At 58.7% G+C, this 16,484-nt stretch carries 9 protein-coding genes; 2 read left to right on the top strand and 7 right to left on the bottom strand.

Going from position 1 to position 16,484, the window contains the following annotated elements:
* Nucleotides 1–2,232 carry an EAL domain-containing protein gene (locus HY836_RS11985; RefSeq protein WP_290676385.1) on the top strand — a complete coding sequence of 744 codons (2,232 nt, stop codon included), beginning with the start codon at nt 1–3 and terminating at the stop codon, nt 2,230–2,232.
* A gap of 3 nt (nt 2,233–2,235) precedes the next feature.
* Nucleotides 2,236–4,047 (top strand): diguanylate cyclase, encoded by a 1,812-nt coding sequence (locus tag HY836_RS11980; RefSeq protein WP_290676384.1) that lies wholly within the window; start codon nt 2,236–2,238, stop codon nt 4,045–4,047.
* 23 nt (nt 4,048–4,070) lie between these two features.
* Here the strand turns inward: HY836_RS11980 and HY836_RS11975 are convergent, their stop codons facing one another.
* From HY836_RS11975 to HY836_RS11945, 7 genes are all read right to left on the bottom strand, one after another.
* On the bottom strand, nt 4,071–5,597 hold the full coding sequence (locus HY836_RS11975) for an NAD(P)H-hydrate dehydratase (RefSeq protein ID WP_290676383.1): 1,527 nt from the start codon (nt 5,595–5,597) through the stop codon (nt 4,071–4,073).
* Between the two features lie 394 nt (nt 5,598–5,991).
* A complete protein-coding gene (locus tag HY836_RS11970) occupies nt 5,992–6,699 on the bottom strand; it encodes a right-handed parallel beta-helix repeat-containing protein (RefSeq protein WP_290676382.1) in 708 nt (235 codons plus the stop codon).
* Between the two features lie 299 nt (nt 6,700–6,998).
* On the bottom strand, nt 6,999–7,868 hold the full coding sequence (locus tag HY836_RS11965; RefSeq protein WP_290676381.1) for a hypothetical protein: 870 nt from the start codon (nt 7,866–7,868) through the stop codon (nt 6,999–7,001).
* An 8-nt stretch (nt 7,869–7,876) separates the two neighbouring features.
* A complete protein-coding gene (locus tag HY836_RS11960; RefSeq protein WP_290676380.1) occupies nt 7,877–12,889 on the bottom strand; it encodes a DUF6531 domain-containing protein in 5,013 nt (1,670 codons plus the stop codon).
* Between the two features lie 41 nt (nt 12,890–12,930).
* The gene (locus tag HY836_RS11955) at nt 12,931–14,643 is read right to left on the bottom strand and encodes an OmpA family protein (protein ID WP_290676379.1); all 1,713 of its coding nucleotides are present in this window, start codon (nt 14,641–14,643) and stop codon (nt 12,931–12,933) included.
* 47 nt (nt 14,644–14,690) lie between these two features.
* Nucleotides 14,691–15,605, bottom strand: a complete 915-nt coding sequence (locus HY836_RS11950) for a type II secretion system F family protein (protein ID WP_290676378.1) — start codon at nt 15,603–15,605, stop codon at nt 14,691–14,693.
* Nucleotides 15,606–15,619: 14 nt separating this feature from the next.
* Nucleotides 15,620–16,480 carry a type II secretion system F family protein gene (locus HY836_RS11945; protein ID WP_290676377.1) on the bottom strand — a complete coding sequence of 287 codons (861 nt, stop codon included), beginning with the start codon at nt 16,478–16,480 and terminating at the stop codon, nt 15,620–15,622.
* Nucleotides 16,481–16,484: the final 4 nt, after the last annotated feature.

Below are 16,484 nucleotides of genomic sequence, written 5' to 3'. Positions count from 1 at the left end.
ATGAGCCCTGACGCCCTCATGGCCGCCCAGAACGCGGAAGATCAGCCCAAAGTCCTGCTGGTTGACGACGATGAGGTCAATCTCTTGCTGACCTCGATCGCCTTGCGCGAGCGAGGCTTCGCCATCACGGAGGCGAGTTCCGGCGAACAGGCCCTGCAACTGATGGCCGATTTGCTGCCCGACGTGGTGGTGCTGGATGCCGTGATGCCGGGGCTGGACGGTTTTGCGACCTGCCAGGAGCTGCGCCACCTGCCCGGCTTTGAGTCGCTGCCCGTCCTGATGCTGACCGGCCTGGACGACGAAGCCTCGATCACCCGCGCCTATGAAGTCGGCGCCACCGACTTTTTCGTGAAATGCACGCAATGGAGCCTGCTGGCGGGTCGTTTGCGCTATCTGCTGCGCGCTTCGCGCACCCGCTATGAACTGGAGCGCAGCAAGGCCAAGCTGGCACGCGCCCAGGACCTGGCCCGCATGGGCAGTTTCGATTGGCGCAAAGGCATTGGCGACATTGCCTTCTCGCTCGAAGGCCTGCGCGTGTTCGGCATGGGTGCCAATGACAGGTTGGGCCTGCGCCAGATCGTGCGCATGATGCCCGCAGAGGAGCGTCAGGCCTTTCAACGCGTTCTGCGTGAAGTTCTGCACCACGGCACTGTCTTGTGCAATGACGTCCAGGTCGCCCTGGCAGATGGCCGTCAGCGCATCCTGCACGTGGAAGCCGAGCCCGAGTTCAACGAGCAGGCCAATCTGATCGGCTACACCGGTATCGTGCAGGACGTCACGGATCGCCGCGTGGCAGAAGACAAGATCAAGCACCTGGCCAACTTTGACACGCTCACCGGCCTGCCCAACCGCCGTCAGCTGTTCTGGCGAAGCGAACGCGCCATCGAACATGCCAAGCGCCTGAACCACTGCGTAGCCATGCTGCAGGTCGGCCTGGACCGCTTCAAGATCATCAACGAGAACCTTGGCCACCATGCGGGTGACGAACTGCTGGTCGAAGTCTCGCGCCGCCTGCGCACCTGCGTGCGCCATTCCGAGCAGGTGATGGAAGGCAGCATGGACATTCCCGGCCAGCGCACGCATCGCACGCTGGAAGCCGTGGGGCGCCTGGGTGCGGATGAATTCGTCGTGCTGCTGCCTGAGGTGGCCAATGACCAGGAAGCCATGGAGACCGCCCGCCGCATCCTGGATGCGCTGCGTGAACCCATGATCGCCGCTGGTCAGGAGTGCTTCATCACAGCCTCCGTGGGCGTCGCCGTGTACCCAGCTCACGGCCTGAACGTGGCTGACCTGCTGCGCAACGCCGATGTGGCCATGGACCTGGCCAAGAGCCAGGGCCGCAACACCGCACAACTGTATGACCCGCTGCTGGCCAGCAAGGGCCGTGTGCGCCTGGATCTGGACACCGCTTTGCACAAGGCCTTGGAGCGCAAGGAACTGGTGCTGTACTACCAGCCCAAGATCGATGTGCGCACCAGCCGCATGGTGGGCGCCGAAGCGTTGATGCGCTGGCAACGTGGCGGCCAGCTCGTGCCGCCGGGTGACTTCATTCCGCTGGCGGAAGCCACCGGTCTGATCAACGAGATGAGCCTGTGGGCCATTGAAGAGGCCGCCCGCCAATCCAAGGAATGGGAAAAGAAGTTTGGCTTTGACGCCTCCATTGCCGTCAACCTGCCCAGCCGCCTGTTCGAACAAGGCGATCTGGTCGAAAAGATCGAATCCATTCTGTCGCGCCTGGGTGTCGAGCCGCGCGCCATCGAGCTGGAAATCACGGAAACCGGCCTGATGAAGGATCTGCAGGGTGTCGTGCCTTCGCTGCATCGCCTCAACCAGCTGGGAACCGAAATCTCCATCGACGATTTCGGCACTGGCTACTCCTCGCTGTCCTATCTGACCACGCTGCCCATCAGCGAACTCAAGATCGACCGATCCTTCGTGCAGGATCTGGGTGACACGCCACAAAGCGGCGCCGTGGTCTCGGCCATCATCGCCCTGGCTCGTGCACTGGGCCTGCGTGTGATCGCCGAAGGCGTCGAGAACGTGACGCAGATGGAAGTGCTCTACAACCTGGGCTGCCACATCTGCCAGGGCTTCCTGTTTGCGCGCCCGATGCCAGCGGCACAAGTTGAACAATGGCTGATCGACACGCAATCAGGCCAGACACTGCCTCGCATCGCCAGCGCCGCACTGGTCAGCGACCCGACAGCCCCCCGGATCAGCGGCTCACGTTGAACCATGGCCACGTCCAAAAGCACCTCCACGCCTTCTGCTGCCAAGTCCACCACGCCAGCCGAGCCCACACCAGCTCAACTGGCCAAGGCCGCGCTGAAACGCCTGGCCGAGCAGCGACTGGAACCCACCCCTGACAACTACCGCAAGGCCTATGAAGCCGAAGGTGGGGTGGTATTGGCACAGGCACCGGAGAAGCCCGCCGATAAGCCTGCAGCAAGCGATGAGGCCAATCAGAACAACGACGATGGGGAGCGCTGGTCCACCTTGATCACGCGCATCTTGCGCGGTGCAGAGCGAGGTGGCCGCCAATGGACATCGGCGCGCAAGAAGGACAGCCTCAAACGCGTGCTGGATGGCAGCAAAAGTTCGGCCAACCGCCTGCACCAGAGACTGAGCCAACTGGTCAGCAGTTGGGACAGCGACACGCTGGACAGCAGCTCGCTGGAAGGCGAGGACGTGCAGGCCTCCACAGGCGAGTCTTCCGCCCCGACCGAAACAGGATCATCGATCGAACCTGCCAAGGCTGGCCAGACGGCCGCACAGGCCGACGGCGGCGCGGAAACAAGCCCGCCTACAGCGACGGCAGAGCGGGCGCAGGCATCAGCGTGGCCACAACTGGCCTTGCACGCCATCGACCAGCTCGCCGACACCATTGAAGCAGCCCTGCCGCCCCAGCAAGCGCAATCCACCGAAGCCAATCAGGCCATGCGCTCGGCCCTGGCACCAAGCCGGGACACCGCCGTGCCCGAAGCGCAATACGAGCTGATCAAGACCGAGATCAGCCAGGCTTGTGATCAGGCCCGCCGCATCGTTGAACACCGCCATCACCTGATCGACCAGTTGATGGACCTGTGTCTGTCACTCACCGACAGCCTGACCGACCTGTCTGAAGATGACAGCTGGGTGCAAGGCCAATGTCAGGCCATGCGCCATCAATTGGACGAGGGACTCAACAGCAGAGGCGTGCGTCACATCCAGCAATTGCTGGAGCAGACACGCCAGAAGCAGCAGGAGCTCAAGAAAGAGCGCGAAGCAGCCCGCCAGGCGCTGAAGCAACTGATTCACCAGATGCTGCAGGAAATCGCCGAACTGGGCATGACCACAGACCGCTTCCAGAACAATTTGGGCCGCTACGCCGATACCATCGGCCAGGCAGACAGCCTGGAGAGCCTCACCAGTGTGGTGCGCGAACTGGTGGAAGAAAGCCGCGCGGTACAAGGTGTGGTGTCGCAAACGCAGGCGCGTTTGAACGACGAACACGCACGAGCCAGCGAACTCAGCGAACGTGTTCGCCACCTCGAAGACGAGATCCGCAAGCTGTCTGACGAGGTGTCGACTGACCCGCTCACGCAGATCGCCAACCGCCGCGGCATGATGCGCGCCTTCGAGATCGAACAGGCCAAGATGGAACGCGACGGCACCACGCTGGCCGTGGGCCTGCTGGACGTGGACAACTTCAAGAAGCTCAACGACACCCTGGGCCACCAGACCGGTGACGAGGCCTTGAAGTTCCTCTCACGGCGGGTGGGCGAATGCCTGCGCCCCATTGACGTGGTGGCCCGCTACGGTGGTGAGGAGTTTGTGGTCATGCTGCCGGCAACCGGCCTGGAAGAAGCCCAGCAGGTATTGACACGGCTGCAACGCACGCTGAGTGCGGAGTTCTTCGAGCACGAAGACAAGAAGGTGTTCATCACCTTCTCGGCGGGCGTCACACTCTACCGATCGGGTGAGCCCATCGAAGCCACGCTGGACCGCTCGGACGTGGCCTTGTACGAGGCCAAACGCACCGGCAAGAATCGCACCTGCATGAACTGAGGCACAGGCCTTGCCTGAGCTGTTCAGTGCGAGGCAGCCAGACGCTGGAGCGCGGCCGGGATCAGGTCAGGCAGGTCATCGGCGATCAAACCCAGGCCGAAGTGCTGCGCGGCATCGCCATGCAACCAGGATGCAGCGCAGGCAGCCTGCCAGGCCGGCATGCCTTGCGCCAGCAGCCCGACGATCATGCCGGCCAGCACGTCGCCTGCCCCGGCGGTCGCCAAGGTGGATGGCGCATGGCGGTTGATGGCTGCGCGCCCATCCGGCGCCGCGATGACCGTATCGGCCCCCTTGAACAGCACCACCGCCCCGCTGAGCCTGGCCGCCGCGCGAGTCTTGTCCAGCTTGCTGCTCGCCACAGACACCTCCGGCGCCTTGAACAGGCGCACGAACTCGCCACCATGCGGCGTCAGCACCACCGGGCGGCTGTGCCCCTTGATGGCGGCAAACAGCAAGGACGGGTCTTCATGAAAGGCCGAGATGGCGTCGGCGTCCAGCACCACCGGGCGACCACTGGCCAGCATGGTCAACACCACGCCGCGGATACCCGCTGCATTGGTGCCACCCATGGCGCCCGGCCCCATCAGCATGGCTGACAGGCGATCGTCATCCAGCAGGCCTTCCAGCCCCATCTGCCAGCTGGCGGCGGCCTCACCATCCAGCGGGTGGACCATGATGCACTCCAGCGCCGCGGCGTAAACAGGCCAGGCACGCCGAGGGGTGCACACGGTTGTCAGCCCGGAACCAATGCGTGCGCACGATCTCGCCGCCAGGCGAGCCGCGCCGGTCATCTCGGGCCCGCCCCAGATCAAGGCGTGGCCACGGTGGTATTTGTGGCCCGCTGCATCCATGTGCGGCCACACGTCACGCCACACCGCTGGCTGGTTGTCATAGGTCTGCACTTTCAGGGCGGGCAACACCGTGGGCTCGATGCCGATGTCGGCCAGCACCACCTCGCCGCACAAAGCTCGGCCGGGCATCAAGGCGTGAGCCGGTTTGAGTCTGAAAAAAGTCACGGTGAGCTGGCAAGGCACGGCGCCTGAGGCTTCGCCTGTATCGCCCCACACGCCACTGGGCACGTCCACTGCCACGATGGGCAGCGCCTTGCCGCTGGCACGCATGAGCACATCGGCGGCAGCGCCATCCAGGGGGCGCGTCAAGCCGGCGCCAAACAGCGCATCGACGATCAGTTGCGCGCCATCCAGACAAGCGGGCTGCAGCGCGCCGATGTCGGCCGCCCCTTCGCTGCCTTGCAACCACGCCTGGGCCGCCAGCGCGGCATCGCCTTTGAGCGCATCTGCGCCCCCGAGGCAGGCCACACGCACGGGCCACCCAAGTTCGCGCAAGCGCGCCGCCACGATGAAGCCATCGCCACCATTGTTGCCAGGGCCGCACAGCACCACCGTGTCGCGTGCGGACCAGCGTTGCGTGATGGCGCGCACCACGGCATCACCCGCGGCCTGCATCAAGGTGAAGCCGGGGGTACCGGCCTGGATGGTGGCGGCATCGGCTTGCGCCATCTGGCCGACCGTCAAAAGTTCACAAACCATATTGAAAGCGCCTTCGTCTGGCGCGGTGCCATCGCATGGGTACACAGTGTGCCGCCAACTTTCTCACGCCCAAGGCTCGAAAAGCGCTTTGCCTTTGATCTGCGTGCAAATTCACGCCACAAAAAGGGCGAGAAGCGAGATACTGAATCCCGTCGACACGTTGAGGTAATCAACGCCAGACAGGGTAGCCGGGTAACGGCGCCATCAATGGGTGCTCGGCCTGACTTTGATCAGGCAGGCAAGGCGATCTTGCTGCACCACGCCACCGATCTGGTGGCTCCCCTTCGCAGGGGTAGATCCGGGGATCGCCCCACTGGATCAGGTCTTCCGGTAGGGATGACCGACCACACAGCCCGTCGCTCCTAGGCCGATGGGCTGTTTTCTTTGGGGTACGCTATTTCCAGCCAAGCCACGAGGACTTCATTTCGTTGCCGCGCTCCGTCACGGAACTCTTCTGACCAGAATCCTCGTCCCAGATCTTGTAAAGCGTCTTGGCCCCAACGACCTTGTTGTTCTCGATCAGGACGTTCTGGCTGTCAATGACGCTGATCGCCGCGTCAGGCCTGTCGCCCCAACCTTCAATGATGATCGTGTTGTTGCGAATCACGCTGTTGTCGCCCACATGCAGCCTGATCGGGGCGTCTGCAGGGCTGCAACGTGCGCCACTGACCACGATGGTGTTGCCCTCGATCACCTGATTGCCACCAATCAGGTAGATGTTGACGCCGCACCCGGTCACCTTCAACTGGTTCTGGCGCACCACATTGCCACTGCCCTTGATCGCCACGGCAACACGCTCGGCAGACACATCCAACTGCTCCAGGCGATGCCCGGTACGGGGAACATTACGCTTCATGCGCTGAAGGACGCCCAGCTCATCTTCGTACCAATCTTTCACGCAAGCCTTCACGTAATCTGAAGACCTGCCGTCGGCACAGAAACGCTCAACCTCACTCTTCAAGCTCAGAAAGACATCACCAAATAAATCGTCCAGTACAACGCCGCTGGCGGTCGCGCTGATCAACTTGCCATTGCGAATCACCAGCCCAACGGGATAGTCGTCAGACGTCAATCGCTTTGCGGCGTCGTGCAAGGCGCTCACGCCTACCCTCTTCGCCAAGATGGTGTGCCCCCGCAGGTCCAGTTCAACCTTAGAGGCACCAAGGTAACCCACGGCACCACCGGCTGATGTTTCGCCACCATTCATCCAGGCAAAGATTTCGCCTGGCCGAGTGATGTCGTGACCGAGGCAAACAGGTCCGGAGTGCGCCACCTCGAATTGGGTGCGCTCGACAGAAACAGGTCCGCAAGCCGCCATGACCGCGTGAGCACATATGAGCGGCAGGAGCGCCAAAGAAATCCGAAGCCAATTGCGCATTTCATTCGCAGGTCAAAACAGAGCTACCCGCCTGGGGTGCCCGAGCCAGAGATCACCCTTTGCCAATGCACGGGTAACTTCTGAATCGCTTCGTTCCTCTCTTCCTGCGTTTGAGGACGTGTGAATTTGGGCGCTTGGAATTTTTGTCCTTCATACGTCAATGGGCGCCCCACAAAGCTCTGATCCACCATGACCCGCCCGATCTCAAAAATATAGGCATGTGGTGTCAGGACCGGAGCATCCCAGGTTTTTCCACCATCCCTGGAAATACTTTGGTAGACAGCGCTAACCACGTATTTGGCCTTTGCATCCCCAATGGGTTGCTCGCTGACCAACACATCGCCGACCGGCGCAACAAAATTACCGCCACGCGCCGGCCATCCATCGTATTTACGAAGATAAGCACTCACCCAGCCAGGCATATCTTCGAAATGCAGTGGCAATCGGCGAGCCGAGAATGCCATGTCCTGCCACCCCCCCTCATCGGCTAAAAAAGCGCCATTGACCAAGGGCCGGCCACGCCACACGGCCACCTCCGAGCACAAGCGCACACCGATCGACTGGACCAACTTGCCCTGATCGATTGGAATGCCAAACATGGCGCCGCGCGGCGCCTTGCTTGACTTGCCATTACCCGCTTGGAAGTAAGCGGTGTACCCGCTTTGATTTCTTCTACTCGACACATCCCCAATGAGGCCCGCCAAGGCCCCCACAGGGGACCAATCATGCGTTGCTTTCAGTGTGGCCTCACTGCCATCTTCGAAACCACAAACCATCACGTCTGATCGTTCAATGGCGCATGCACAGGAGGCAAACGTCAACATGGCGGCGCTCACACCAAAACGCTGCGGAATCCTCGTGGACTTGAAAATCGAGCTCACCATTTTCAACATAGATACCCTCAGTTATTCTTTGCCGGATATCTGTCGTACTCTACCTTCTCTTTATCCAGCCTAGCTTTTTCCATCTTGAAAACATCCGTCAAAAGCAGACTACCCACTTTAACTCCCGCGGCCGCCTTGTACAACTTATCAATTTCGTTGATGGTAGCCTGAATGGCCAGCGCCTTGGCCAAACGATGGGAATTATAGATGTCTTGCTTGACATATATGCGATCACCCTTCTTCACGTCAGCAAATGCGTTCTTACGGACGCCCGTCGCAGCATCTTCCGCCCACCAGGAAACCCCATAATCTTCTGGCACCAAAGCCTGACCATCAACACTCATGCCAGGCTCGTATTCATGAACACCATAAAACTTCAAACCTTTGGCTGCATACTTCTTGATCTGATCATCAGTAAAAACTGATGGACCATCCGCATCCTTTGCCCAATAACCATGAGTGGTCTTATCCTCCGAGCAACTGATGTCATTGATACAACCCAAAGCCGCACTCGGCTCCAAACTCACCGTTCCACTGTATAGCACCTTCAAGGCGGAGTCCGACACATCCTCATTCCAAACCTCTGTCTTGCCAAGCCCATACGGCACATAACCCACTTCGTTCTTGCCGATAAGACGCTTGTTATCCACGCAGCCTCCGCGACTGGGATCATCAACCCAATTGGTGTGGGCGTAAAAGTCTGCCAGCGTGTGTGTGCTTCGACCAAAACTGGACATGATCTCTGAAATATCACCCACCCCCGATTTATAAGCAACAACAAGACCGTAACCCCCTCGATTAGCATTAAGTTGATCCACCGAATTCTTTATCCAGGACAGATTATTGTAATCAGGATTCAACTTGGTCATCTCCTTGTCCAGATACATCGGTCCGTCATTTGGATTATCGAAGTGATTCTTGGCCACAAACTGTCCACCGCCGCCACCAAAAATCGATGAAGCCGCATCCGTGTGATAGTTATTCAACACAATCTGATCAATAATCTCCTGGGAGAACCTTTGCTCATGATTCTGGGCCGCATACAATTGAAATGCGACTCTGACAATATCGCCATGCCCCTCATCAGTTAGCGGCGCCGAACTGATGCCAAAGAAATCCAATGTCGGAATTTCGAAGAGCCCCAGTGGGTCACTACCATCCAAAGGATGACCGCCAACATAATCGTATGCCCCCTCACCGTGGGTCCACCCCAATGGGTCAGGGGTGATATAGCGACCCGATGACGGATCGTAGTACCTGTTGACGTTGAAGTAGAGCCCGGTCTCCTCATCGAACACCTGGCCAGGCATCCTCAGCTTGACGGATCCGGAACCCTCTTCACGCAACACGTTGCCGTCTGGATCAAATTCTCCCCGCCACACCACCTGCTGACGCACATCACTCAAGGCAACTGGCATACCGCGTGCATCCGTATGCACGGCCAAGGGTTCGCCGTTCGACAGCATCGCATATGGCGCGTATCCATCATATAAATATTGATTGACATGCCCATCAGGCAAGACCTCTGCTGACAGTCTGTGCTTGCTGTCATAAACGAAGTAGGTTGTGCTGGACTTGCCATGAGCCCAAACTGACTTGGCGACGCGGTCCCCATGAGCGTCATATTGATAGGTGGCTACAACCGAGCCACCTTCTTTGACAGCAGACAATCGGCCAGCAGCGTCATAGTCAAACCCTTGCAAGACCGGCTTGCCAGCTTTCCTCGTTGTGCGCTCGACAACACGACCAAATCCATCGAATCGCTCCGGCGTACCGGCAGCGACGACATTGACAGACGCCCGCACTGAAGCCGACATGCCCGCACGTATCAGCGCGCCACGCTGCGGACCATATTGGAAAACCGAAGGCTGCGGCTTTGCCCCCTGATTCAGGCTCCAGTTTTGCGCCTCGACGGATCTCGTCAAACCGAGTTCATCGTACCTGTAAGACATGGAGACCAGTTCTTTGCTGGAAGCATCCGACGCCGTGATACGACCAACCCGACCTTCTCGCGTGTGCAAGTGTTCTATCACTGCGCCGCCGACCGTTTGCCATTTGACAGGCTGACTGTCCCAGAAGCGCGCGACGCGCATGTCCATGACCGTGGTCTGTGTCCATCCCCTGGGAAGCGCCTGGACCATGGCATCAGCCAGTGCATCGCTCACGTGCAGACGAATCGACTTCAACCACGGCGACTCCAAAAATACGCCTTTCAATTCCGAAGACTGCGGCAAGCGTTCGTAATAGAGTACATCGCCCCCCACCAACTGCCGCTTGTTCATCCAGCCAGAGGCGTCGTAGGCAAAGCGCTCCGTGAACACCTTTTCGCCAACGTGCTTGACTTGCTCGGTGATGCGCCCCCATGCGTCTCTCGAATACACGGTTCGGGCGCCACAGCCAAGCAGTTCTCGAACCAACTGCCCCTCGTAGACCAATCGCTCAACACAGTCACCCCTGATACGTTTGGTCAGCCGCCCTGCATGATCAAACTCAAGCCGCTCTCGCTGGCTCGACTGCCCCCCCAGATCTGTATGAATCTTTTCGCGCCAGGATCCGGTCTGGTTCATCCCGAAGTGATACCGAATATCACCCTCTACGGGGCTGGAATCGCGGACGACTCGTCCAAAGTCATCGAATGCCGCTTTGAAACTGCGCGGCTTGAAGCGAGCGGCTTCGGGCTGAGTGGAGGGTTCTTCTGCCTGATAAGCAATGTGCTGAAACTTCGGCCGAGACAGATTCTCCCCATACTCAAAGCCCGAAAGCACGGCTTCCGCCGCGTTCCCCTGTCGCGGCACCGTCGCATCGAGCAACTCACCTTGTTGACCGAAGAAATTCCAACGACCATCTCGTACTGATTTGTCGACATCACGAGCAATCCAAGCCATTAACTGGTCTTGCTCGTTATGGACGAACGCCAATTCCCTGCCACGCACGTCTTGAATCGAAGTCATGCGACCACGCTCATCTGCTTGAATCTGCCACGGGCCTGTCTGCGAGTCCTGAAAGCTGGCAAGGCCACCAAACACGTCGAAAGACTGAACAACTTCTTCTCTCAGTTCGGTGCCCTGGTCAAACATGGCTGATCGCACCGACTTGGCGATCTTGCCTGAAGGGAGATAGGTGTTGACGTACTGAATTCGGCGATTCGCGTCCATCAATGATTGAACCGTGGGCCGTCCTGCCTCATCTCGCTCCATCCGTACTCGCATGCCATTGGGATACTGCGTTTGCACCACGAAATTGGCGTGCTCTTCCCACTCGAATTGCGTGGTGTCCTTGTCACCTGGCAAAGGGCCATCGGATGCACGCAACACGCTCCGTCCATTGATACGGGCATACCGGTTCGTGGTCACACGCTGCAGCAGCGTTGAAGCTTGATCAGCTACCGCGGGAGACCAACCCGTATCTGTGATCCGGGTGGGCTGACCGAATTCGTTGTATTCGATATGTAGCTTGTGCTCCTGCCCAGGTACTACGCTGGGCACGGCGATCAATACAGGCTTGTCGCTGTAAACGTTGACTGGCTCGTCGCGTTGTTGTCTGTGATTGGCAGGCAAACCACCATACTCATAGCGAACACGCATGTGCTCGCCAACCGGCTTTCCGTTCTGGTACTCAACCTTCGTCACTCTCACAGGGCGGGCCACGACATCGTATTCAGTACGCGTGCCCTGCAACGCCAAACCTTGCGCATCCAGCTTGATGGCCTCAATCACCAGACCGCGATCGTCGTACCGATAGCGCATGTTGGCTTCAGGACAAGGTACGACAGTAGGACAAGCCACACCACGTGTTTCGGTGATGCGATAGGCCCCGGCAATCTGCCGGCTCCATATTTCCAGCTTCTGCCCTTGAGGAGACTGTGCCGACTTGCTGTGAACCAGAACTGCGTGACCAGCATTGCGCTCATCCGCTCTATCGATGTGAGCCAACTCAATGCCATAACCATGCACGGATCGAACGGCCCAGCCACGTTCATCGTAGCCGTAGGTAGCCAGTCGTTCGATACGGTCAGCTTTCGATTTCCCGTCCTTGCCTTGAACGCTGATCCCCGTCAGCAAGGTGGGAAAGCGCGCATCTTCATAGTGGTAGATACGTGCAAGGTCACTGCTGCTCGCTCCGCGACTTGTCAAACCGTGTGCAGGTGTATCTGCGTTGTACTGTGTCGGAATCTGAACCCGAACAAGGTTGGCCGCCAGTTGATGCACAGCAACCTTCGCCTCCTTGGGTATCGGGCTGCCGTACTCGTACACAAAGCGGCCAACGGGTGAGTCGACGCTTTGCACGCCCTTGAAGCGGCCAGCCTCTGCCACGCTCCGTTCGGGGTAGTTCAACTTCAAACGACGCCCCTGTGGGTCGATCACTTGAATCAACAGGCCCTTCGGATCATATTGAAGCGTGACGAACTCACCCGTCGGTGCAGCGATCTGCAGCAACTTGCCTTGTGCGTCAAAGGTCAGCTTTCTGCCACTGGGCCACACCCACGTGTACTCAGGTCCTTGGTTACCGGCGCGAATAACGATCTTGCCGTCGCTTGGACTGGCTCCACCGGCTTGCCCTGTCATCAACTCCTTTTGGAAGGCAATACGCCGACCGTCAGCCTGAATCACCTCCAGGTGAGCCCCCTGAACGGACAGTCGCGTCTCGTAGGACAGTTTCCACCCCCGCCCCATGATCCCGTTGGTGTTCTTGAGGCCACTGAAGTCGCTGTTGTAGTGGCGAACAATCTCGAGGCCCAGCACGCCTGGCAATGCAGGTAAGTCAACCTCTCGCTGATACTTGTTGCCCGTTATCGTGTTGATGGGATTGCTTGCTGACGCAGTCGGACTGGGGTCAGGTTTGCTCGCGGGCTGGTCCGCTACGCACGCACCAGGGCCGGTGGCCGGCGCACCACATGAGGACGAGGAGGCGGAACTTGATGACGGTGAAGAGCTTTGCGCATGCACCGATTGCAGAGCTGCCAAAACAAGCGATGCACTCGCCAGCAGGTTGAGGAATCGGCCCTTACCTTGAATTCGTTTTTCGTTCATTCTGTCTTCACCCTGATTCAATTTCTCGGGGACTCGCACCGTCAACCTTTGATCAACTCGATGACCACACGGCGGTTAGGCGCCAGGCAGTCCTTCAACGCGGCATCCGTCTTACCCTCGCAGGCCGACATGGACACCACAGGCGCTCTGGAGCCCTTCCCTTCGATCGTGTATTGCCCGGTTGGGAAGCCCTTGGACACGAGATAGTCCTTGACCGCCTTGGCGCGCGCCAGAGACAGCGGGTCATTGATCGCCGGGCTGCCGAGTTGATCGGTATGGCCAATCACGTTCACGCTGGCATAGGTCTCGCCCTTGTCCTTGGCTGCCTTGGCGTCGGCAATCAGTTTGTCCAGTTTCGCTTTGCCATCCGCCGTGAGATCCGACTTGCCGAACGCAAACAGCACGTCCGAGTCCAGAGACACCTCGGTTTTGGGAATAGGGCACGAACCGCCGTCCGAGGGGCCGCCACCATCAACGATAGGCTCCAAAGACTGCTCAGGATCAGAACAAAGAATGGTCTGGCACTTGGGTGGCTCGTTCTTGGGCTTGGGTGGTACACCAGGATCCTTGGGCTTGCCCGCATTGCCCATGCCAGGAATGGAGGTGTTATCAGACTCAATCGCATCCGTCTGCATTTGCACCGTCACGTGGGACACGATCGGGATGCGGCCGGATTCAATTTGCAGCGTTCGAAAATCTGCAGCAGGCTCCGTATTGAGCCAACGGAGGTAGGCCATGTAGATGGTCTTCATCACCGGCACCTTGGGCTCATAACCATGGGTGATGCGCAACTTCAGAATGTTCGCATCCTGCAGACTTTGGCCAGACTTGGACTTCACCCAGTTGTTCTCGATGTTCGAGACCGTGTGGTTGACACCAAGCGCCATCAACGCGCTCTTGTCAGACAGATTACGAGCGAGGTTACGGTTGGGGATGACTCGCTTGCCCTTGGTATCCAACAGCTTCTGCAAACGTGGGTCGTTCCAGTCCTCGAAGCTCTCCTTCGTTGGGCTGAGCACCTCTATCTTGATATGCCCAACTGTGTCTTCACCAATTTTCGTCAACAAAGGAGCAATGTCGCCTACGTTCTTGACACCACCATAAAGCGGGATCAAGCCACGGATATACGCTGTTCGAATGGTGTCGATATTGGCATTGCCAAAGGATCCAGCGCGAGCGGCCATGAAGGCAGAGTGATTGACCATGTTCTTGGCGTTGAACAACAAGCCATACTGCGCTGTGCCCAAACCAAAGAGCGTGATCAGTGGCCCTACCACTGCGAACTCGACCAAGGCCGCTCCGCGCTCTTTTGAATGCGCCAGCTTGGAAGGCTGGGAAGCCAATGTCACATCGCTTGGTGAAGATGTGCCATCGTTCAGCACATCGCCTGGCCGAATCGACAGCCCCGAGATCGTGCCAGCGGGCAACTCCACCGCGTGTACACGCGTACGGCGCCAAGGCAAGACAAACAAGCCCTGACCTCTGAACCTGTCCGTCGACCAGGGACGAATGGTTCCCGATGTCTGAAGCACAACGCCCGAGTCATCGACATAAAGCAGGTCAATCGGGTACAGCATGAACGCTGTGTGGATGCTGCTGCACTTTTTCAACAGCAGGCCAGCATCGTCCTTCAGCTCACGGGTCAGCATCAGACCTTTGAACCGAGACCAGAAGCTGTCAGCAATACGGATGTCGAGCGCGTGTGAACCGCTGACGGTCCGAATGGCGCCAGAGGCGCGACGCGATATTCCCATTTAACTCACCTGAAGATTGAACACGGCTTGAGCTCGCCGTTTATTCATCAAAAACCGGACGCCATGAACTTGATGACGATGGGGAAGAACAACACAATGAACGTGCAAGGAAAGATGAAGACAATCAGCGGAAACAGCATCTTGATTGGCGCTTCCATGGCGGCCTTCTCTGCACGCAAGAACCGTTCGCTTCGTCGTTGATCTGCCTGCGCCCGCAAGACCGGGCCCAGGCTCATGCCCATCGCTTCTGCCTGGATCACCGCTGTCACGAACGACGTCACGCCGGGTTCACGCAGTCGCGCCGTCATCCTTCGCAAAGAGTCAGCACGCTGCTTGCCCGCACGAATGTCTCTCAGCACACGCATGAACTCGTCGCGCAGCACGCCATGCGGGCCCTTGGCGACAGCCTGAGCCATGGCGCCTTGAATGTTCAGGCCGGCCTCCACGCACAAGGTGACCAGATCCAGCACGAAAGGCAAGGTCTTGAGCAATTCCTTCTTGCGGGCCGTGATGCGCTCGCTGAGCCAGATGGCCGGATAAATCCAACCAAACACGCCAGCAAACAGCGAGGTATAGACATACGTCGTTGGCCCGATGCTTGCGAACGGGAGGATGCTCAGAACCAGGCACATGAAGAGCGCCACGACCACAGCACCGACCCACCGTGAGGCGGTGAACTGGCCGGGCGTCAAGCAAAATTCCAGGCCGGCCCGTATCAACGAACTGGCCACCTTGTTCCAACGTGCCTCATTGATCAAGGGCGAAATGAAATGGCTCACCAATTGAATGGGCCACCACAACAGGCGGAAGCCAACAGGCGGAGGATCCTTGAACTCCCGATCTTCCAGTGGCACATCCGCAATCACCTTGCTGAGCAGCCAGACACAAGCGGCCACGCTCATACCCACTGCCAGGGCAATGCCAAAGAAGACGGTCGAGGGGTTATTGATGATCTGATCCATGAAGACAACCTCGATCAAACATCGATCGTGACGATCTTGCGGACCATGTAGACACCCATGCACTCCAGGAATGTCAGCACGGCCAGCACGCCCCAACCCAGGGGCGTATGCCAGAGGTTGGCCATGGCCTCAGGTTCCATTTTGTTAAGAATCAGCATCAAGCCGATTGGCAGGAATCCGACCACCCACAACTGCATCTTTCCTTGTGCTGTCAGCGCTTGAATCTTCCCTTCCATCTGCATGCGATTGCGGATCATCACGGAGGTGCGCTCTAATGTTTCAGCCAAACCACCACCTGTCTCGATGGCCACACGCATGGCGGACACAACCAGCACCACGGTCTGAACCGGCACACGTCGGGTCAGGTTGTTGAGGCTTTGCTCCAGCGTCACGCCCAGACGCTGTTCACGCAACATCAAGGAAAACTCTTGCGCCAGAGGGGCACGCGCTTCGGCCACCAACTGGTGCAGCGCGGCGGTCAGACCAAGACCTGCGCGCAAACCACCAGCCAGGATCATCAAGGAGTCAGGCAACTGCTCTTCGAAGCGCTGCAAGCGTCGTTTGCGCATGAGGGCGTACAACACGCGGGGCATCGCGCCCAACAGGCCCAGCACGATAAGCACAACTACCAGGCTCTCCGACATCATCCATGCCAAGGCGCTGCCCAGGGCCATGATGGCGATATTGGCCAGGAACAGTTGGCCCGGATCAATGAAGAGAAAGAACTCCCGAGCCTGGAACTTGACCCGCTCAGTGAACCTGGCTCGATAACGTGCCACACCAGCTGTACCGACATCCACGATGAACCAGGCCAGCAAGGCCACCGACAAAGCGATGACCAGCGACAACACAATAACTACTTGTGATCCATTCATCTTT

This window comes from Aquabacterium sp., from assembly GCF_016234775.1.
Classification (GTDB): domain Bacteria; phylum Pseudomonadota; class Gammaproteobacteria; order Burkholderiales; family Burkholderiaceae_C; genus Aquabacterium.
The sequence above is the reverse complement of the archived record's forward strand: the minus strand, read 5'-3'. Positions and strand labels throughout refer to the sequence as shown.